Genomic DNA, 22345 nt, shown 5'->3' on the forward strand with positions numbered 1-22345 from the left:
GCTCACGGCATTGCCCTTTCGTTGGTCGGTGCGCCACACAGCGCGGCGGTGGCGGATGGCTCGCGATGCGGGACGCCGGTGCGCCCCACCCGCTCGGCGGCGTCGATATGCTGCCTCGGGTTGTCCACCATCACGGTGGTCTGCGGCGCGGAACGCCCCTCCTGGTGTTCGACCAGCAGGGCTCGTGCCGTGGGATCCTTGCTGATCAGGCGTAACGGCAGCCCGGGATCGCAACCGAGGGATGCGCCGAACATGCTGGAGGTCAGGACACCGCCGAAGTCGAACAGCAGCGCGGTCGCTGCTCGGCCGTGCTCGGCCGATGGGGGTGTCGGGCTGATCATGGAAATCCCCTTCCGCTTCGTCTGCGGACCGAGCGTAATTGAATCCGAGTTCAGATTCAATATGTGGATCATGGTGTGAGCGGGGGATTCTCAGTCGACGCAATCCATATCGGGTGGACCGCCAGGAGATTTTCAATGATCGGATGCCACACTGTTCGAGTGACCGGATCAGAGGATCGCTCGCGCGCGGACGAGACGCGGGCTCGGCTATTGGAGGCCGCCGTGGCCGCCTTCGCCGAGCGGGGCTTCCATGGCTCCACCACCCGTGACATCACCTCGATCGCGGGCATGAGCACGGCGGCCATCTATGTGCACCACCGCTCAAAGGAGGAACTGCTCTATCAGGTTTCGCGCAGCGGGCACCAGAACACGCTGGACCGCATCCGGGTCGCCATGGCCTCCTCGAACGATCCGGTAGAGCAGTTGATCGCGGTCATGCGGGACTTCGCCATCCATCACGCGCGGGCGCACACTGTGGCCCGGGTGATCAATTACGAACTGGCCGCGCTCAACCCGGAGCATCAGCGGGAGATCAAAGCCATCCGGCACGTCATCGATGCGGAGATGCGCCAGTTGATCGAACGCGGTGTCACGGCCGGCGCGTTCGACAATCCGAACCCGCACATGGCGGCGGTCGCACTTTTGTCGCTCGGCATCGATCTCGCCCGCTGGTATCGGGAGGACGGTCCGATGTCGCCCGAGGATATCGGCGACTACTACGTCGATCTCGCACTCCGGATCGTGGGCGCGCGCAAGTAGGCCGGTCAGCTCCATATCGCCGCCACAGGGTGGTGTCGCTCCGTATCCGAAGGCTTGAAGTTGACATCGGATTCGGGTAACCATGTAATGACGCTCGTCACGTTCGGTGGCGAATGATCCGAGTGATGCATGGCCACAAGCAGAGTCGGCCTCTCCATCGTGATGAGATATCGGAGCGATCTCGTGAGCAAGATTTCCCCGCAGGATGCCCGGCTGACCTTCCGTGCCCTCGAACCGGTGCACGGGATGATCTACTTCACCCCGCACGGTCCCGAGGTGTATCGCGAACTCGGCATCACCGATCCCCGAATGATGTATTTCGCGTCGCGGTCCGCTGCCTTCGGCCCGGTCCCCGCCGAGGTCACCATCGGCGCCTTCTTCAACTTCAACCCGGCCGCGGTACGCGCGGTCCTGCCGGCCGCGTGGGAGATCGCGGCTCCCGGGGACATTCTGCGCGCGCGGCTGAAGGCAGTCGACCGATCACTGCGGCAGGCGTGGGGTGACGACGTCGTCGGCGCGGAGGTGCGTGAGGCCGCCGACCTGGCCAGGCGGGCCGCCGAGCGGGCCTGCGAGCGACTGCACGGACGGCCGTTATTCGGGGCCCACGCGGCACTGCCCTGGCCGGACGAACCGCATCTGGTGCTGTGGCATGCGCAGTCCTTGCTGCGGGAGTTCCGCGGCGACGGCCATGTCGCCCTGCTGCTGACCGAGGGGCTGAGCGGCATCGAGGCTTTGATCACGCACAGCGCAACGGGGGAGATCGCCCCGGAAGTCCTGCGTATGAGCCGATCCTGGAGTGAACAAGAGTGGGCCGCGGGCGTACAGGGGTTGCGTGAGCGCGGCTGGCTTACGCGCGATGAGATCGCATTGAGCGGGCACGGCGCCGCGCGGCGCCAGGCGATCGAGAACCGCACCGACGACTTGGCGATCTATCCGTACGAGGCGATCGGTGCGGCCGGATGCGAGCGACTGCAATCGCTCGCCGCGCCGTTGGCGATCCGGGTGATCGAAGGTGATCTGGGCTTCCCGCCGGCGCTGTCGGAGCGTTACCGGAAAGCGATCCGGGCTGGTGCACGGTAGATCCGGACAGGTGAAGAGGGCGAGCATGAAGGCAGTCGAACCGGAACTCACCGAGGTACTCGCGCTGCGAACCGCGTTCACCCGGCTGGTCCCGCCGGAATTCGAGGACCGCAACCAGCACATGAACGTGCTGCGCTACTTCCAGTTGCACGGTGAGGCGATGTGGCAATTGCACCATCGGCTCGGCTTCGGCGAGATCTCCGGGTTCGGGCTGTTCGCCAGCGAGCAGCACCTCACCTATTACCGGGAAGTCCTGGTGGGACAGGAGGTTTCGGTACACCTCTGCGATCTGGGCCGCACCGACAAGGCCGTGCACGGCATCTCCTATCTCGTCAATCGCACCGCCGGTGAGATCGCCAATTCATTCGAGTTCCTCAGTGTGAATGTCGATTTGGCGACGCGCCGACCAGCGGCCCTGCCCGACCCGGTGGCGCGGCGTCTGGACGAGTCCATCGCGCGCACCCGTGCGCTGGGGTTCGGTCCCGAGCACGGTGTGCTCGAGCTGCGGGGGGTTGCCGCACCCGCACGCGACTGAGAAATGCAGGCCAGCCGATGTGCTCGCCCCCCATCGCCACCCACCCGGTGATGGAAATGGTCAGAGGAATGCTTCACCGCCGCGGCGGTGAAGTGCCGACCGCACACGCGGGAATCACTCTGCTGGAAGAACTTCAGGTGATTCTGTATTATCTGGAATCGCCGGGGGTGGTGCTCAGTCCATTCGGAGAGTGAGAGTTTCGCTTCCTCGTGGGCTCGTAATGATGTGGCGGTTCCGGCGAGTCGGACGAAGCGGATTCGCAATTTGGTGATGGGGGAGTTGGAGATTTTCTTGACGAGAAGGGTTTGCCGTCGGTTCCGTATGCGTGGATGCGGATCTATACCCCGACTGATGAGGCGGCGTGGGGGAAGATGCTGGCGCGACACCACCGCTACCCCGGTGTGGCCTTGGCGCGAACGACGCCACGGGCGATGGGGCACCGGCGGATAGAGCAGTGGTGGACCGCGCTGAACAGTTAGCGGGTTCGGGCGAGAATTCGAGAATCGCGATACGAATGTCATGCGTTAACGGCCCTGGGTGAATTATGCCGATTTGTGAAATTCGAGAACGCGATTCGGTTGACTATATACAAGACGAAAGTCGTTGAAAGTAAGCGTATTCAGTCGATGACACGGGGGTGAAGGCCTCTGCGGGACAGCGGTTTCCATTCGACATCTGATACGCACCGGCGGGATCCCGCGATAGTCATGTATGCCGCCAATTGCCTTGATGAATTCGGTGAATATTTCGCCGTCGAATTCCGAACGCCGCGCACGCACACGCACATCATTCGACTCGGACTGGCTGTGGTCGGCGCTGAAGGAGGCCAAATGACCGTTTCGCGACCGCAGTTTCATCCCGAGCGGGGATCGAGCGTCGATACCGAGCCCGACGCGTCAGCAATGCAGCAAGTGCCGCTGTCGGCCGGGCAGCGGGGGTTGTGGCTGGCACAGAAATTGAGTCCGGATGTGCCGATATCCGAGGCACAGTACATCGAGTTGCGTGGAGATCTCGACGTCGATCTGCTGCGCGAGGTGTCGATTCGAGCAGGCCACGAGTTCCAGTCCGGATACCTGCGGCTGGTAGAGGTCGACGGCGAGCCGTATCAGGTGTTCGACCCGTCGCTCGAGTCGCCGGCGCCGGTGATCGATATGCGCGGTGCACCGGATCCCGTCGCGGCGGGCTTGGAGTGGATGCATCGGGAGTACACCACTCCGCTAGAGATGACCAGAGACCGCTTGGTGGGAACGGCGATCGTCCAGGTCGGGGAGCAGCACTACCTGCTGTACAGCAGAATCCACCACGTCGCGCTGGACGGTTACGCCGGCATGATGATCATCAACCGGATCGCCGCGCTGTACGCGGCGGCCGTGGAGGGACGGGCGGCGGAGCCGAACCGGGCGGCGGACGTACGCGCGCTCTACGACGCCGACCGAAACTATCGGGAGTCGAAGCGGTTCACCGACGACCAGGAATATTGGGTGAACAGACTCGCCGATGTCGGGGACGAGTCCAGTCTGGTCGACGGGCAAGCACCCGCGTGTGCGAACAGTACAGTCGCGAAGGCCGAGCTGTCGCCGACGACGGTGGACCGGATCGAACGTGCCGCGAAAGCGTTGGACGCGAGCCCGGCCGCGGTGGTGATCGCCGCATTCGGCTGCTATCTGGCCCGGATGACCGGCCGAGACGACGTCATGGTCAACATTCCCGTTTCCGGTCGCACGAACGCGGTACTGCGGCGGTCCGGCGGGATGTTCGTCAATGTCGCTCCGCTTCCGCTCGCCCTCGATGCGGGCGACACCGTCGCGACGGTGACGCGTCGGGTGCAGTCCGATCTGATCGGGGCGTTGCGGCACCAGCGGTGCGGCCTGACCGACATCCGTACCGCCGTCGGATACAACGGCGGACTGCGGCGCTTCGCGGGTCCGGTGGTGAATGTGATGTTCTTCCGCCAGGAGATCCGGTTCGGATCGGTGCCCGGGGAGTTCCATATCCTCAGTTCGGGGCCGGTCGATGATCTGCTGATCGATCTGTATCAGACCGGGGAGCCGCCGCGGACGATCCTGCACCTCCTGGCCAATCCCAACCTCTATACCGACTCCGAACTCTCGGCGCACTGCACGAGGTTCGAGGAGTTCCTCGACGCATTCGCCGCGGCGCCGGACACTGCGCTCGCGCAGGTTCACCCCGAAAGCGCTGGCGAAGGCGCTCGGATCCGCCGCCGCCGTGAGAATCTGGCATTCTGGCGGGAAACACTCGCGGATCTGCCCGAGAACCTTCCGCTGCCGTTCGACCGGCCGCGGCCGGTGGTGTCGTCGAATCGAGCGGCCATGGCGAACTACGCGCTGCCTGCCGAGTTGGTTCGGACGGTGGAAGGGTTTGCCCAGCAGCATAGTTCGTCGCCGTTCACCGTCATCCATGGCACGCTGGCGGTCCTGCTCGCTCGGTTGAGCGGCACCACCGACATTCCGATCGGCACACCGATCGCCGGGGACGGTACCGCGGCGCGCGTTGTGCTGCGCACCGAGATCGATCCCGCTGAATCGTTCACCGAACTGCTCGGCCGGATCGAACAAGTCGATGTGGACGCGTTCGAGCACGCCGATGTGCCGTTCGAGCAGGTGGTGGACCAGTTGGCGCCGCAGCGGTCCCAATCCAGGCATCCGCTGTTCCAGGTGCTGTTGGCGTTGCGGAATCAAGAGCCGGTGGGGTCGGCCCTGCCCGATCTCGAGCCGCCGATGGTCGACTCGAGCGGCGAAACGCCTGGGCTCGACCTGCAATTCATCCTGTCGGAGGACCATGACAGCGGCGATATGACCGTCGCGGTCACCTACGCCACCGACCTGTTCGACGCCGCCACGGTCGATTCGGTTGCGCAGCGGTGGATTCGGATTTTGGAATCGATCGCCACTGATCCCAGTGTTGCGGTCGGGTCGATCGATGTGCTCGAGCCTGCCGAGCGAGCTGATCTGGTGACCCGTTCCGGTGCTCCTGCGGCGGCACCGGCCACGTTGCCCGGTCTGATGGGTGCGGCGGTGGCGTTCGATCCCGATGCCACTGCGATCGTGTTCGACGGACAGCGGTTGAGTTATCGTGAGTTGGACGAACGTTCCAATCGGTTGGCGCGGTTGCTGATTCGGCGGGGTATCGGGCCGGAAGATGTTGTCGCGATCGGTATTCCGCGTTCGTCGGATTCTGTTCTCGCGGTGTGGGCGGTCGCCAAAACGGGGGCGGCGTTCTTGCCGATCGATCCGACCCATCCCGCGGAACGCATCATCCACATGATGACCGATGCGAAAGCAACGACCGGTCTGACCGTGAATTCCGTACGAGCACAACTACCCGACAGCATCGGCTGGCTTATATCGGACGACCTCGACTCAGCCGACGACAACCTGGACGCAGACGCGAATCGGTCCGTCACCGACAGCGACCGGGTACGTCCACTGCGGATCGACGATATCGCCTATGTCATCTACACCTCCGGATCGACCGGGCTGCCCAAGGGCGTTGCGGTCACCCACCGCGGCCTCGGCAACTTCGCAGCGACACACCGCGTCTCCATGGGCGTCGAATCTACGTCCCGCACACTGCATTTGGCGTCACCCAGCTTCGATGTCTCGGTACTGGAAACGGTCCTGCCGCTGCTCGGCGGCGCGGCCATGGTCATCGCACCCACTGATGTCTACGGCGGCGACGAGCTCGCCGCCCTGCTCGATCGCGAGCATGTCAGCCACGTCCTGATCACTCCCTCGGCGTTGTCCACCATCGACCACACCCGTTGGCCGCTACCGGATCTGAAGTATCTGATGGTCGGCGGCGAGGACTACGGCACCGAATTGGTCCAACGCTGGGCCGACAACCGCACAGTGCTCAACGAATACGGGCCAACCGAAACCACCATTGCCGCGACGCTGACCTCCCCCATGACGGCAGACGAGCTGGTGACCATCGGGCGCCCGGTCTGCGGTGCCTCGATCTGGGTACTCGATCAACGGCTGCAGCCTGTACCGGCGGGTGTGGCGGGTGAGTTGTATGTTGCGGGTGACCTACTCGCGCGTGGATACCATCGTCGAGCGGCCACGACGGCGGAGCGTTTCGTCGCGTGTCCGTGGATTCCGGGCCAGCGTATGTATCGCACCGGCGACGTCGTGCGGTGGACCAGTGATCGTACGATCCAGCATCTGGGTCGATCCGATTTCCAGGTCAAGATTCGTGGTCTGCGTATCGAACTCGGTGAGATCGATACTGCTCTGGCTGCCCATGTCACCGTGGCCTACGCGGTGACTGTCGGTCATCGTAACGATGCGGGTACCCAGTCGCTGGTCTCCTATGTTGTTGCCGCTCCGGGGCAGTCGATCGATACTGCGTTGGTGGTCGATTACCTGTCCGACCGGTTGCCGTCGTATATGGTGCCGTCTGCGATCATGGTGTTGGACCGTATCCCACTGACACCGGTGGGCAAACTCGACCGAAAAGCACTACCCAAGCCGGTATTCACCGACACCAAACCCTTCCGGGCACCGCAGACACCGACCGAACACACGATCGCTCGAGCGTTCATCGACGTATTGGGTATCGACACCATCGGTCTCGATGACTCGTTTTTCGCCCTGGGCGGCGACAGCTTGGTCGCGACCCGCGTCGCGGCGCGGCTCGGGACCGCCTTGGATGCCGAGATTCCGGTGCGGCTGTTGTTCGAGGCGTCCACGGTCGCAGAACTGGCCAGCCGCATCGACCAGCATGCCGGCACGGGACGCCGCCGCCCGCCACTGGTCGCCGGGCCGCGCCCCGATCTTGTGCCGTTGGCGCCGGCCCAACAACGGATGTGGTTCTTCAACCAGTACGACACCGCATCGGGTGCGTACAACATGCCGATCGCTATCCGGCTGCGCGGCGAATTGAACATCGACGCCCTGCACTCGGCGGTCCTCGACGTGCTGGGTAGGCACGAGTCGTTGCGAACGCGGTACCTGGATCACGACGGCATGCTGATCCAACAGATCGAGCCGGTCGAGAATGTGGACCGCGAGCTGGTGGTGGTGCCGGTCGTACCGGACGAGTTGGTCTCGGCGGTAACCGAATTCGTCACCGAAGGCTTCGATGTGAGCACACAGGCGCCTGCGCGTGCCCGATTGTTCCGCGTCAGCGGTGGCGAGGAACCGGAACACGTCCTTGCCGTCGTGGTGCACCACATCGCCGCGGATGGATTCTCCCTGACGCCGCTGGCCCGTGATGTGGCGACTGCTTATGCCGCGCGGATCCGCGGTGGCGCCCCGGCGTGGACGCCGTTGCCGGTCCAGTACGCGGACTACGCACTGTGGCAACAGGCCACCCTCGGCGCGCCCGATGATCCGGAATCGCTGTCTGCCCAGCAGATCCGATACTGGACCGAGGCTCTTGACGGCGTTGCCGAGGAACTGCGCCTGCCATTCGATCGGCCGCGACCGGTGGTGATGTCGAATCGCGGCGCTACTGTCAACTACTCGGTGCCTGCCGATTTGATACGGGCATTGGAACAGTTTGCGCGCCAACATAATTCGTCGCTGTTCATGGCGATCCATGGCGCGTTGGCGGTCCTGCTCGCCCGGTTGAGTGGCACCACCGACATTCCGATCGGCACACCGATCGCCGGGCGCGGTGTGGCCGCACTCGACGACATGATCGGCATGTTCGTCAACACTCTGGTGTTGCGCACCGAGATCGATCTCGATGAATCGTTCACCGACCTGCTCGGCCGGGTCAAACAAGCCGATCTGGACGCCTTCGAACACGCCGACGTTCCATTCGAGCAGGTAGTGGACAAACTCGGTGTACAGCGATCCCAGGCACGGCACCCGCTGTTCCAGGTGATGCTGGCGTTCCAGAACCTGGAACCGGTAACACTGCGACTCCCCGAGCTCGAGCTGTCGGTGGTCGATCTGCCCAATGAGGTCTCCCGGTTCGATCTGCAATTCATCCTGTCGGAGGATCGCGACAGCGGCGATATGACCGTCGCGGTCACCTACGCCACCGACCTGTTCGACGCCGCCACGGTCGATTCGGTTGCGCGTCGGTGGATTCGGATCCTGGAGTCGATAGCCGCCGACGCGACCGTTGCGGTCGGGTCGATCGATGTGCTCGAGCCTGCCGAGCGAGCTGATCTGGTGACCCGTTCCGGTGCTCCTGCGGCGGCACCGGCCACGTTGCCCGGTCTGATGGGTGCGGCGGTGGCGTTCGATCCCGATGCCACTGCGATCGTGTTCGACGGACAGCGGTTGAGTTATCGTGAGTTGGACGAACGTTCCAATCGGTTGGCGCGGTTGCTGATTCGGCGGGGTATCGGGCCGGAAGATGTTGTCGCGATCGGTATTCCGCGTTCGTCGGATTCTGTTCTCGCGGTGTGGGCGGTCGCCAAAACGGGGGCGGCGTTCTTGCCGATCGATCCGACCCATCCCGCGGAACGCATCATCCACATGATGACCGATGCGAAAGCAACGACCGGTCTGACCGTGAATTCCGTACGAGCACAACTACCCGACAGCATCGGCTGGCTTATATCGGACGACCTCGACTCAGCCGACGACAACCTGGACGCAGACGCGAATCGGTCCGTCACCGACAGCGACCGGGTACGTCCACTGCGGATCGACGATATCGCCTATGTCATCTACACCTCCGGATCGACCGGGCTGCCCAAGGGCGTTGCGGTCACCCACCGCGGCCTCGGCAACTTCGCAGCGACACACCGCGTCTCCATGGGCGTCGAATCTACGTCCCGCACACTGCATTTGGCGTCACCCAGCTTCGATGTCTCGGTACTGGAAACGGTCCTGCCGCTGCTCGGCGGCGCGGCCATGGTCATCGCACCCACTGATGTCTACGGCGGCGACGAGCTCGCCGCCCTGCTCGATCGCGAGCATGTCAGCCACGTCCTGATCACTCCCTCGGCGTTGTCCACCATCGACCACACCCGTTGGCCGCTACCGGATCTGAAGTATCTGATGGTCGGCGGCGAGGACTACGGCACCGAATTGGTCCAACGCTGGGCCGACAACCGCACAGTGCTCAACGAATACGGGCCAACCGAAACCACCATTGCCGCGACGCTGACCTCCCCCATGACGGCAGACGAGCTGGTGACCATCGGGCGCCCGGTCTGCGGTGCCTCGATCTGGGTACTCGATCAACGGCTGCAGCCTGTACCGGCGGGTGTGGCGGGTGAGTTGTATGTTGCGGGTGACCTACTCGCGCGTGGATACCATCGTCGAGCGGCCACGACGGCGGAGCGTTTCGTCGCGTGTCCGTGGATTCCGGGCCAGCGTATGTATCGCACCGGCGACGTCGTGCGGTGGACCAGTGATCGTACGATCCAGCATCTGGGTCGATCCGATTTCCAGGTCAAGATTCGTGGTCTGCGTATCGAACTCGGTGAGATCGATACTGCTCTGGCTGCCCATGTCACCGTGGCCTACGCGGTGACTGTCGGTCATCGTAACGATGCGGGTACCCAGTCGCTGGTCTCCTATGTTGTTGCCGCTCCGGGGCAGTCGATCGATACTGCGTTGGTGGTCGATTACCTGTCCGACCGGTTGCCGTCGTATATGGTGCCGTCTGCGATCATGGTGTTGGACCGTATCCCACTGACACCGGTCGGCAAACTCGACCGAAAGGCGCTGCCGGATCCGGTCTTCCTTGCCGACAAACCATTCCGAGCGCCGCACACACCGATCGAACACATCATCGCGCAAGCGTTCGCCGACATTCTCGGCACTGAAGCGGTCGGTTTGGACGATTCGTTTTTCGCCCTGGGCGGCGACAGCATCATGTCGATCCAGTTGGTGACTCGGGCCAGGGCAGCCGGTGTGGCGTTCTCGGCACGGGATGTGTTCGAACGCAAGACCGTCGCTGGACTCGCCCAGGTCGCCGTGCACGACCGCACGGCTGTCGCCTTGCCGGAGGAACTGCCCGGCGGGGGTGTGGGACCGCTGCCGCTGACGCCGATCATGCACTGGATGCTCGAGCGGTCCGCGTCGGGTTTCGGCCGCTTCTCGCAGTCGATGCTGCTCGGTCTGCCGATCGGGATCGACCAGCCGCGGATGGCGAGCACGGTGCAGGCGGTGCTCGATCGGCACGACATGCTGCGCGCACGGCTGTCTCGAGACGACGACGGGCGCTGGACGTGGGAAGCGCTGCCGGTCGGCATGATTCGCGCCGATGACCTGATCCACCGGGTGCCGATGGACGCGACGCCGGAAAGCAGCGAGTTCCGAACGTTGGCGGCGGCGGAGTTGACGGCCGCCGCGGACCGGCTCGATCCGGGTGCCGGGATCGTGCTGCAGGTGGTCTGGTTCGATCCGGTGGACCCGGCGGAACCGGGCAGGGCCCTTGTGCTGGTGCATCATTCCGCGATCGACGGGGTTTCCTGGCGCGTGCTGGTGCCCGACCTCGTGCTCGCGTGGGCGCGGATCGAATCCGGCGAGCCGCCCGAGCTCGCCCCGGTCGGTACAACCATGCGCAGATGGGCACATGGGCTGGTCGAGGCGGCCCACAGCGAGGAGCGCACCGCCGAGCTCGACCTGTGGCGAGCGATGGCCGACGGGCCCGATCCGATGATCGGGTCGCGGCCCCTGGACCCCGCGATCGATGTGGCCGCCGCCGCCCGCACGGTCGAGGTCGAGCTGTCTCCCGAGGTGACCGAGGCGCTATTGACCAACGTGCCCGCCAGATTCCACGGCGGGGTGGGCGACGGGCTGCTGGCCGCGCTGGCGGTCGCCGTGACGAAGTGGCGGCGCGACCGACAGTCCGAGACCGCCAAGCTGACGGATGTGCTGATCGGTCTCGAAGGACACGGTCGGGAGGAAGGCGTCGTCGCGGGCGCGGATCTGACCAGGACGGTCGGCTGGTTCGCCACGGGCTTCCCGGTGCGTTTGGATCTGTCGGGCATCGATCTCGACGACGCGTACGCGGGTGGGCCCGCGATGGGCGCAGCGGTCAAGTCCGTCAAGGAGCAGCATCGCGCTATCCCGGATCACGGGATCGGCTATGGCTTGCTGCGGTACCTCAACGAGGACACCGGCCCGACACTCGCCGCGCTGGCGAGGCCGCAGATCGCATTCAACTACCTGGGCCGCATCTCGACGGGGGTTCCCGAAGGGCTACCGGCGCTCGGCTGGCTGCCGATCGCCGGCAGCGGCGACCTGGGTGGCGGCGAGCTCTCCGGTGCGCAGAACCCGGACATGCCGGTCGCGGCGGTGCTCGACATCAATGCCTGCACCCGCGACGACGGGGACGGGCAGCGGTTGCGGGCGACTTGGTCGTATCCCGACGGCGTGCTCACGGCCGACGAGGTATCTGCGGTGGCGGAGTCGTGGTGCCAGGCTTTGACTGCGTTGGCGATTCATGCCCGCCATGCCGGAAGCGGGGGACGGACGCCGTCGGATCTGGATCTGGTCCGGCTCGGGCAGTCCGAAATCGAGCGACTCGAGGACAGGTATCCGACGTTGAGCGATGTGTGGCCGTTGACTCCGTTGCAGGAGGGGTTGCTGTTCCACGCGCTGGTGTCCGAGGAGTCGGTGGACGCCTATCTGACCCAGCTGGTCCTCGAACTGCGTGGACAGGTCGATCCGGAGCGGCTGCGCCGAGCCGGGCAGGTTGTGCTCGACCGGCATCCGAATCTGCGCACCGCGTTCGACGCCACCGGTGCCGGTCCGGTGCAGGTGGTCCAGCAGGACGTCGAGGCTCCTTGGTCGGAGGTCGACCTGTCCGGGCTCGATGACAGTGCACGCGAGCGCGAGTGGGAGGTGCTGCTTGCCGCGGATCGGGCGACCAGGTTCGATCCGGCTCGTGCACCGTTGCTGCGTTGGATGCTGGTGAGCACGGGACCGCAGCAGTACCGGCTGGTGCTGACCAATCATCATCTGCTGCTCGATGGCTGGTCGACGCCGCTGCTGCTGAAGGAGCTGCTGGTGCTCTACGCCACCGACGGCGATGCCGCGATCCTGCCCGAGGTCCGTCCCTATCGGGACTTCCTGGCCTGGATCGCCGGGCAGGACCTGCCTGCGGCGCTCGATGCGTGGGCCGGAGCGTTCGACGGCACCGAAGGGCCGACCCTGGTGGCGCAAGCCGATCCCGGCCGTCGCTACACCGAGTCCCGCGATGTGGTCGGCGATTTGACCGAGGAGCAGACCGCAGCGCTGAACCACCTGGCCAGGGCGCGTGGGATCACGCTCAACACTGTGATCCAGCTGGCTTGGGCAATTGTGTTGGGCTCGTTGACTTCCCGCGACGATGTGACCTTCGGTGCCGCGGTGTCCGGGCGGTCCCCGCAGCTGGCGGGCATCGAATCGATGATCGGGCTGTTCATCAACACGCTGCCGGTGCGCGTCCGTCTGGGCACCACCGAAAGCCTGGGGCAGTTGCTCGACCGGGTTCAGGCGGAGCAGACCGCTCTGCTCGATCACCAGTTCGTCGGTCTCACCGAGATCGAGCGGGTGGCCGGGCCAGCAGCGGTGTTCGACACGATGACGGTGTTCGAGTCGTACCCGGTCGATCGTTTCGGGCTGACCGCGGATACCGATATCGCGGGCATGCGGGTCGTCGACGTCATGGGTGTGGACGGCGCGCACTATCCGATGGGCGTGGTCGCGCACGTCGACACGCGACTGCATCTGAAGATCAAGTACCTTCCCGAACTGTTCGACCACGACACAGTCGACGCGACCCTGCAGCGGGTGCTGCGCGTGCTCGACGTCATGGCCGCCGACCCGGATCTGCCGCTGGCCCGGCTCAACCTCCTCTCTCCCGCGGAATACCGTGAGTTGACACCGGTTTCGGGCAACCCGCCGGTGCCAGGTCGCGCGCTTGCGGAACTGTTGGCGGCGACGGTACAGCGCGATCCCGAGGCGGTCGCGGTGGTGTACGAGGATCGGCAGTGGAGCTACGGTGAGCTCGATGCGGAGTCGAATCGGTTGGCGCGGTTGTTGATCGATCAAGGGGTGGGGCCGGAGACGAATGTCGCGGTGGGGTTGGCACGGTCGGTCGAGTCGGTGCTTGCGGTGTGGGCGGTGGCGAAGTCGGGGGCGGCATTCGTTCCGGTGGACCCGCAGTATCCGACCGGCCGCATCGAGCACATGCTCACCGATTCCGGTGTGACAGTGGGGATCACCCTGTCACAGTGGCGGGATCGATTCCCCGGATCGGTGCACTGGTTGGTCCTCGACGAGGCGGCCGACGCGGGGGAGTTGTCGGCGGCGCCGGTGACCGACGCGGAGCGAACCGGACCGGTTCGGCTCGACCAGGCGGCATACGTGATCTACACCTCCGGTTCGACGGGTGTGCCCAAGGGCGTGGTCGTCACGCACCAGGGCCTGGCGAACCTGGTGACAGAACAATGTTCACGATTCGGCATCGGGCCGGACGCGGGTGTCCTGCATGTCGCGTCCCCCAGTTTCGATGCGGCGGTGCTGGAACTGCTGTGGGCGTTCGCATCGGGTGGCCGGCTGGTCATCGCACCGCCGACCGTCTACGGCGGCAACGAGCTGGCGCGGATCCTATCGAGCCAGCGCGTCACCCATGCCGCGCTCACGCCAACGGCCTTGGCGACGGTCGATCCGGCCGGGCTGGAGCACCTCGAGACCGTCGTGGTCGGCGGCGAAGCGCCCTCGACCGACCTGGTGTCGCGGTGGGCGCCGGACCGCAGATTGTTCAACACCTACGGTCCGGCGGAGGCCACGATCCAGACCGATGCCAGTGCGCCGCTGGTGGCGGGAGAGATGGTGACGGTCGGCGAACCGATCCGCGGGGTCGGGCAGGTTGTGCTCGATGCCCGGTTGCGGCCGGTGCCCGTCGGTGTTGTGGGCGAGTTGTATCTCACGGGACCCGGTCTGGCTCGTGGTTACCGCAACCGGATGGGGCTGACGGCGGCGCGTTTCGTCGCCGATCCGTTCGCGGAGTCGGGACAGCGCATGTATCGGACCGGTGACCTGGTGCGGTGGTTGCGGCAACCGGAGGGGAGTCTGGAACTGGACTATGTGGGCAGGGCCGACTTCCAGGTCAAGCTGCGTGGTTTCCGCATCGAGTTGGGCGAGGTCGAATCGGGCCTGCTGGCCTGTACCGGTGTCGCCCGTGCCGTGGCGACCGTGCACCATGGCACCGCTGTCGGTGACCGGTTGGTCGGGTACGTGGTGCCCGAGCCCGGGGTCGACCTCGATCCGGCCGGGGTCCTCACGTTCGTGGAACAGCGGTTGGTCCCGCATATGGTGCCCGCGACCGTGATGGTGCTGGACACGCTGCCGGTGACCGAGAGCGGCAAGCTCGACCGCGCCGCGTTGCCCGTGCCGGACTTCACCGCGAGCCGAGCCGAGTTCCGGGCGCCGGTGACCGATGTGGAGCGGATGCTGGCCGGGCTGTTCGGTGAGGTGTTGGGTATCGACACGGTCGGTCTCGATGATTCGTTCTTCGCCTTGGGTGGCGACAGCATCATGTCGATCCAGTTGGTCACCCGGGCCAGGGCGGCCGGTGTGGTGTTCTCCACGCGGGAGGTGTTCGAACGCAAGACGGTCGCCGGGCTGGCTCAGGTCGCGGTCCAGGACAGTGCCGCGGTGGTCGCGTTGCCGGCGGAGCTTCCCGGGGCGGGCGTGGGGTCGGTGCCGCTGACGCCGATCATGTGTTGGATGTTCGAACGCGGCGGGTTCGACCGGTTCTGCCAGTGGGTCACACTCACACTGCCCAGCGGCATCGACAGGACCGGAATCGAAGCCACCGTGCAAGCGGTGATCGACCACCACGACATGCTGCGCGCCCAACTCCTTCCCGACCCCACACACCCGACCGGATGGGCGCTACAGGTGCCCCCGACCGGGGTGAGCGTGGACGGGGTGAGCGTGGACGGGGTGAGCGCCGCCCGGCTGATCCGGCGCGTGCCGGTGACAGTAGCGCCGGACAGCGCCTACTTCGCGGCCATCGCCGACGCGGAGGCGAAGGCGGCCGCTGAGCGTCTCGACCCCGCTGCGGGCGTCATGGTGCAGTTGGTCTGGTTCGACTGGGCCGACCGGCCCGGGCGGCTGCTCGTGCTCGCCCATCACCTGGTTGTCGATGGGGTGTCGTGGCGGATCCTGGTTCCCGACTTCGCCACTGCGTGGGCTCAGATCAGTGCCGGGCAACCACCACAACTCGCGCCCGTGGGGACCTCGATGCGCCGCTGGGCCCACGGCCTGAGCACCGCCGCCGAACACCTCGACGAGCTCGACTGGTGGCGCGCCACCCTCGAGACCACCGACCCACCGATCGGTCCCCGCCCGCTCGACCCGAATGTGGATGTGCAAGCCGAGGTCGCGACCGTGGAGGTGACGCTGCCGACCGCGGTGACCCGTGCGGTGCTCACCACCGTGCCCCACGCGTTCCACGGCAACGTCGACGACGCCCTGATCGCCGCACTGGCATTGGCATTGACCCGGTGGCGTCACCGCCACGGCGAGAACAGCACCGAAACACTGCTCACCCTCGAAAGCCACGGCCGCCACGACCCACCGCTGCCCGGCGCGGACCTCACCCGCACCGTCGGCTGGTTCACCACCACCTACCCGGTGCGCCTGGACCTGTCCGGCATCGACATCGACGACGCGTACACCGCCGGTGGGGCCGCCGCGGCGGTGGTCAAGTCGGTCAAGGAACAACTGCGCCAGATCCCCAACCGCGGAATCGGCTACGGGCTGCTGCGCTACCTCAACACCGACACCGCCCCCCTCCTGGGCGAACTACCCGACCCGCAGGTCAGCTTCAACTACCTCGGTCGTTTCGACACCATCCCCACCGCATTGCGCGAGATCGGATGGATGCCCGCCGGCGGCGCCGCCGACGGCGGCGGCATCCAAAACCCCGACGCCGCCGCGGCAGCCGTGCTCGCCATCAACGCAGCCACCACCGACACACCCGACGGGCCCGCCCTGACCGCCTCCTGGGACTACCCCACCGGTCTGCTCACCACCGGCGAGGTCACCGAGATCGCCGACCTGTGGTGCGAGGCGGTGAGGGCGCTGGCCACCCACGCCTGCCGCCCCGGCGTCGGCGGACTCACCCCCTCCGACCTCGACCTGCTCGACCTCGACCAACCCGCCATCGACCGACTCGAAACCCGGTACCCGGCACCCGACGACATCTGGCCGCTGACACCCCTACAAGCCGGACTGCTGTTCCACGCCCAACTCGCCACCGACGCCATCGACGCCTACATCGTGCAACTCAGTGTCGAACTCGGCGGAGTCGTCGACGCGAACCGGCTACACCGCGCCGCACACACCCTCCTGCAACGACACCCCAACCTACGAACCGCCTTCCTACGCGACGGCGCCCACGAACCCGTCCAAGTGGTGCCCCACACCGTCGAGGTCCCATTCACCGAGATCGACCTGACCGCACACCACGACACCGCGGCCGCACTCGAACAGATCATGACCACCGACCGCCGATTCGACATGACCGCGGCCCCACTGCTGCGACTGACCCTGATCAACATCGCCCCCCACCAGCACCGACTGCTGTTGAGCATGCACCACATCCTCATCGACGGCTGGTCCACACCACTGCTGGTCCGGGAACTACTCATCCTCTACGCCACCGACAGCGACACCGCAGCACTGCCCTCGGTCCGTCCCTACCGCGACTACCTGACGTGGCTGAAGGCCCAGGATCAGGCCGCGGCGGAAACCGCGTGGACCCAGGCACTCGATGGCATCACGCAGCCGACTCTGCTGGCACCCGCGGACCGCGCCCGCCGCAACACCACCGCCCCGCGCGAGGTCCAAGTGCAGCTGAGTGAAACCCACACCGCGGCGCTGGTCACGGCGGCCCAGCAGCAGGAGACCACCCTCAACACCGTCATCCAGGCGGCTTGGGCGCTCGTGCTCGCCAACGCGACCGCCCGCGAAGACGTGGTCTTCGGCACCACCGTCTCCGGACGTCCCCCACAGCTTCCCGGCATCGAATCGATGATCGGACTGTTCGTCAACACCGTTCCCGTCCGGGTTCGGCTCGATCACCGCGAAAGCCTGGCCGAACTGCTGCGGCGGATTCAATCCGAACAGGCCGCGCTGCTCGACCATCACCACTTCGGGCTCGCCCGTATCCAACAGCTGGCCGGTCCCGGCGCGATGTTCGACACCGTGACCGTCTTCGAGTCCTATCCGGTCGACTCGGCCGGATTGTCCGAAGACACCGATATCGCCGGAATGCACGTCCTCGACGTCCAGGGACGAGACGCCGCGCACTATCCGCTCGGCCTGATCGTCCATCACGACACGCATTTGAAGTTGACCTTCAAATACCTGCCGGAACTCTTCGGCCAACACCAGATCGACGCCCTCGCCGACCGGATGCTGCGGGTGCTCGACACCATCGCCGCGCATATCGACCTCCCCCTCGCCCGACTGGAACTGCTGTCGCCGGTCGAGCAGGCCACGCTGGTGCCCGTCCGCGGTCGGCCCGGCGCAGAGATGTCGGTATTGCCGCAGGTGTTGTCGGACGCGGCCGCGACAACGCCGGACGCCGCAGCGTTGGTCTGTGCCGGGGCGACGCTGTCCTACCGCGAGCTCGACGAAACATCGAACCGGTGGGCGCGCGTACTGATCGACGCGGGAGCAGGACCAGAATCGGTGGTGGCCGTGGCCCTACCGCGCTCCATCGACGCCATGATCGCCGTATGGGCGGTCGCCAAGACCGGCGCCGCGTTCGTGCAGGTCGACCTCATCCATCCGCACGACCGGATCACCGGCATTCTCGCCGATTCCGGCGCCGCCGTCGGGCTGACCTACGGAACCTACCGAGATCAGCTACCCGGCGAGATCAGCTGGCTCGACCTCGACGATCCCACCTTCGCCGCGACGACGGAGGCGGCCGCGCCGCGCCCGATCGACGACCGCGAGCGCACCACCACACTGCGGCCCGAACACCCGGCCTACCTGATCTACACCTCCGGTTCCACCGGCACTCCCAAGGGAGTCGTGGTCACTCAGGCCGGAGTAGCGAACCTGGCCGCCGAAACGCGGGAACGGTTCGGTGTCACACCGACGAGCCGCATACTTGGTGCCGCTTCGCCGAGCTTCGACGTCTCGATCCTCGAATGGCTCACGGCCGCGGCGGCCGGTGCGACTCTGGTCCTGGCCGCGACACCGGTGGCCGCCGGCGCCGAACTGGCCGAGGTGATCGACGCCGAACACGTCACCCATGCCGCGCTCACCCCGACTGTGCTCGGATCGCTGCCCACCGATGGGCTCGACACCCTCCGGACGCTCATCCTCGGCGGCGAGGCCTGCCCGCCCGACCTCGCCGCTCGATGGGTACCGGGCCACACGGTGATCAACACCTACGGCGCTACCGAGAACACGATCATGAGCTGCGCCGATGCTCCCCTGACCGCGCATGCGGACGGTCCGATGACAATTGGTGGTCCGGTGCGCGGCTTCACCGCCGTGGTACTGGACCGCAGACTGCGTCCCGTCCCACCCGGTGTTCCCGGCGAGCTGTACCTGTCCGGACCGGGCCTGGCCCGCGGCTACCACCGGCAATCCGCGACCACCGCGGCCCGATTCGTCCCCGACCCCTACGGGCCGCCCGGGACACGTATGTATCGCACCGGCGATCTCGTCGCCTGGACCGTCGACCACACACTGCGGTTCATCGGCCGCAGCGACCTGCAGTTGACGATGCACGGACATCGAATCGAACCCGGCGAGATCGAAACGGTGCTGCGTAGCCAGCGCGATATAGCTAATGCAGCGGTCACCGTCCACACCAGATCCGACGGCACCCGCCAGCTCATCGGCTATGTCGTACCTGCCCCCGACGCCGCGCCGGATATCACCACATTGACCACTCAACTCGCGACACGTCTGCCCACCCATATGATTCCTACCGCCATCATCACCCTCGACCGGATGCCGCGCACCGCAACCGGCAAACTCGACTACAAGGCGCTGCCGAGTCCCGACCTGCGTCACTCCCCGTACCGGCCGCCGTCGACCGAACTCGAGGCCACCGTCTGCGACGCCTTCGCCGAGACCCTCGACATCGAACGAGTCGGCGTCGACGATGGCTTCTTCTCCATCGGAGGCAACTCGCTGGCCGCCGCCCAATTGGTGGCGCGGCTGGTGGAGTCGACCGGTGCGACCGTGCCGGTGCAGTGGATCTTCACCGATCCGACGCCGGCGACGCTCGCTGCCCGCATCGATGCCCGACTACACGGCCTCGACGAACAGGACACCGGCGACGTACTCGCCGTCGTGCTCCCGCTGCGTGCCGCCGGTGCCGAGGCGCCGCTGTTCTGTGTCCACCCGGCCGTCGGATTGGCTTGGGGTTTCAGCGGACTCGTGCAGCACCTCGATCCCGACCGCCCGGTGTACGGGCTGCAGTCCCCGGCATTCAGCGACGCCACCGCGGAATTCGAGACGCTCGACGAACTCGCCGCCCGCTACGTCCGAGAGATCCGGGATATCCAGCCGCACGGCCCGTACCACCTGCTCGGCTACTCGCTCGGCGGCACCATCGCCCACGCGATCGCGGCCCGGCTCCGGCGCGACGGCGAGTCCGTCGCCACCCTGGCCATGATGGACACCCGCGTTGTCACCGCCCGCACCGTCCGCGTTTCCACCCCGACGATCACGCAGATGCTCGCCGAGTTCGGCGGAGTCGCGATGCCGACGGACGCCGCCGATTTCAACGCCGAGGCCGCGGCCGAGTTGCTGCACCAGCAAGGTGGACTCTTCACCGCCGTCACCCCCGAGCATCTGGTGACTCTGCGCGACGACTACACCCGGCTCGTCGAGCTCACCCGGCAGCACCGGCCGACGCGCTTCGACGGTGATCTGATCTACTTCCGCGCCGCCGACGACACGGACGGCGGTCCCGATCCGGCCCTCGCATGGAACGACCTCATCACCGGCCGGATCACCGAACATCCCATTCCGGTCCGGCACGAACGGATGATCGAACCCGATTCGCTCCGCGCGATCGGCCTCGTCCTCACCGAGCACTTCCGCTCTGCCCGCAGCACGCAACCGGGGGCCATCACAACCGGAAGGACAGGCCGACCATGACCACCTCCCAAATCGTCGGGACCCGCTCCGGCGTCGAGCCGGTCAACCTATTCGCTACCGATGAGGCGACCCGCGGTGCCCTGCATCCCTGCGCCGCCGAACTACAGCGGTGGACGGTCGAGTACCTGTGCCGACCGCACCCCGACCTCGGCCGAACCGGCCCGGTATGTCCCTACACCAACCGTGCCGTCCGGAACGAGTTCATCTGGGCCGCCTTCGAAAGTCGTTCCATCGATACCGACCGCATAGCCGCGATCATCGACGATCTGTACGACTTGTTCCCCGCCCTGCCACCGCAGGGTGAACCCGATGCCCAATCGAAGGCGGTCCTCGCGGTATTCCCCAACCTCACCGAGTACTCCGACATCGACGATATTCAACAGGATCAGAAGTCTCGGTTCGTCGAAAAGGGTCTGATGCTCGGTCAGTTCTATCCCGGATGCACCGCCCCGGGGCTGCACAACCCGGACTTCCCCGCACTCGACGCGCCACTGCCCATGCTCGCCGTCCGCTACATGGCCCCCACCGACTTCCCATTCCTCAACACCCGCCACGAATGGATGGACTCCTACCTCAAACTCTTCGCCCCCACGATCCCCAAGTTCATCGCTTCCACCATGGCCGACAGGCTGGTACAGGAACCCGAGGCATCGGACGAAGCTCCCTGAGGTTCGCCGCTGGACGCTCGGCCGGAGTCAGGTAGGTCGCGATTCGCTCGGCCTCTGTATGGCATCCAGTGTCGCGATGACCTCGCGACACCAGTCGGCCCAGGCGCGTTCTGTCCCTAGGCCGGCCTTCAAGACCAGATGCCGCACTTTGTCGCTGTTGTCGCCGATAGCCGAGAAGTCACGCTCCTCGATCTCCCGATAGGTCGCGTACGTCCTTTCATGCACTTCGAGATGGTTGGCGACCGCATCTCGGATGCCCTCGAAGTCCCCGACAGCGGCTGCGGCGCGCAACCGCACGATCAGCGCGTCCCGCAGCGGAGTCGGCTCGTCGGTCTCGCTCATCCAGCTGTGGAGAGCGGCGGTTCCCGCGGGTGTGATCGAGAAGCGCTTCGGTTGGCCACGTCCGGGAGGCTCCTGTTGGGGAACCTCGGCGACCAGCCCCCCAGTGCGAAGTCGATCCAGTTCGCGATAGATCTGCTGGTGCGTGGCCGACCAGAAGTATCCGAATGCGCGGTCGAACCGCCGGGCGAGCTCGATGCCGGTCGACTCGCGTTCGGTCAACGCGGTCAGGATCGCAAACTGCAGGGCCACGGCCCCATCGTAGAGAGCATCGAACGACCTGATCGCGCTGCCCGAATCCGCGAGTTCCGGCCGAGAAGTTCGCTGCGAAGTCTGTGATGAGTCGATCATCGGCGGAGAAATCTCTCTCGGTCGGGAGTGCCTCGGTCCGGCACATCGCATTTCGGGCAGCCGCAACGGTGAGCGCAAGGCCGTCAGTGTGATGGGCGCCACATGTTTATGCAACTTATTGCATAAAGATTGTCGCGGCGATAACTTCGTCGTAGCGCCCTTCCTGCGCGGCCCACGCGCCGCGAGACAAACGCTTCCGCATCT

The 22345-nt window shown here is 65.9% G+C and carries 7 protein-coding genes; 5 read left to right on the top strand and 2 right to left on the bottom strand.

Annotated features, from left to right (window positions below):
* Window positions 1-2 precede the first annotated feature (2 nt).
* Window positions 3-341 carry a hypothetical protein gene (locus tag ACQP2D_RS17740; protein ID WP_433684790.1) on the bottom strand — a complete coding sequence of 113 codons (339 nt, stop codon included), beginning with the start codon at window positions 339-341 and terminating at the stop codon, window positions 3-5.
* Between the two features lie 159 nt (window positions 342-500).
* On the opposite strand from ACQP2D_RS17740, the gene ACQP2D_RS17745 reads away from it, so the two are divergent.
* From ACQP2D_RS17745 to ACQP2D_RS17765, 5 genes are all read left to right on the top strand, one after another.
* The gene (locus tag ACQP2D_RS17745) at window positions 501-1100 is read left to right on the top strand and encodes a TetR/AcrR family transcriptional regulator (RefSeq protein ID WP_433684791.1); all 600 of its coding nucleotides are present in this window, start codon (window positions 501-503) and stop codon (window positions 1098-1100) included.
* Between the two features lie 183 nt (window positions 1101-1283).
* Window positions 1284-2180, top strand: a complete 897-nt coding sequence (locus ACQP2D_RS17750) for an SCO6745 family protein (protein WP_433684792.1) — start codon at window positions 1284-1286, stop codon at window positions 2178-2180.
* A gap of 25 nt (window positions 2181-2205) precedes the next feature.
* Entirely contained in the window at window positions 2206-2715 is a 510-nt protein-coding gene (locus tag ACQP2D_RS17755) for a thioesterase family protein (RefSeq protein WP_433684793.1), read from the top strand.
* An 830-nt stretch (window positions 2716-3545) separates the two neighbouring features.
* Entirely contained in the window at window positions 3546-20783 is a 17238-nt protein-coding gene (locus ACQP2D_RS17760) for an amino acid adenylation domain-containing protein (RefSeq protein WP_433684794.1), read from the top strand.
* Entirely contained in the window at window positions 20780-21451 is a 672-nt protein-coding gene (locus ACQP2D_RS17765; RefSeq protein WP_433684795.1) for a DUF6875 domain-containing protein, read from the top strand. Before ACQP2D_RS17760 ends, ACQP2D_RS17765 begins: the two co-directional genes overlap by 4 nt.
* Before the next feature lie 27 nt (window positions 21452-21478).
* On the opposite strand, the gene ACQP2D_RS17770 is transcribed toward ACQP2D_RS17765, so the two are convergent.
* Window positions 21479-22042 carry a PadR family transcriptional regulator gene (locus ACQP2D_RS17770; protein ID WP_433684796.1) on the bottom strand — a complete coding sequence of 188 codons (564 nt, stop codon included), beginning with the start codon at window positions 22040-22042 and terminating at the stop codon, window positions 21479-21481.
* Window positions 22043-22345 lie beyond the last annotated feature (303 nt).

Origin of the sequence: Nocardia sp. CA-119907, assembly GCF_050955995.1 — a bacterium.
Lineage (GTDB): Bacteria > Actinomycetota > Actinomycetes > Mycobacteriales > Mycobacteriaceae > Nocardia.

Excerpts from the sequence above, each read along its gene's own strand:
- ACQP2D_RS17765 (WP_433684795.1), top strand. The coding sequence starts at position 20,780 with ATGACCACCTCCCAAATCGTCGGGACCCGCTCCGGCGTCGAGCCGGTC.
- ACQP2D_RS17740 (WP_433684790.1), bottom strand. The coding sequence starts at position 341 with ATGATCAGCCCGACACCCCCATCGGCCGAGCACGGCCGAGCAGCGACC.
- ACQP2D_RS17760 (WP_433684794.1), top strand. The coding sequence starts at position 3,546 with ATGACCGTTTCGCGACCGCAGTTTCATCCCGAGCGGGGATCGAGCGTC.
- ACQP2D_RS17755 (WP_433684793.1), top strand. The coding sequence starts at position 2,206 with ATGAAGGCAGTCGAACCGGAACTCACCGAGGTACTCGCGCTGCGAACC.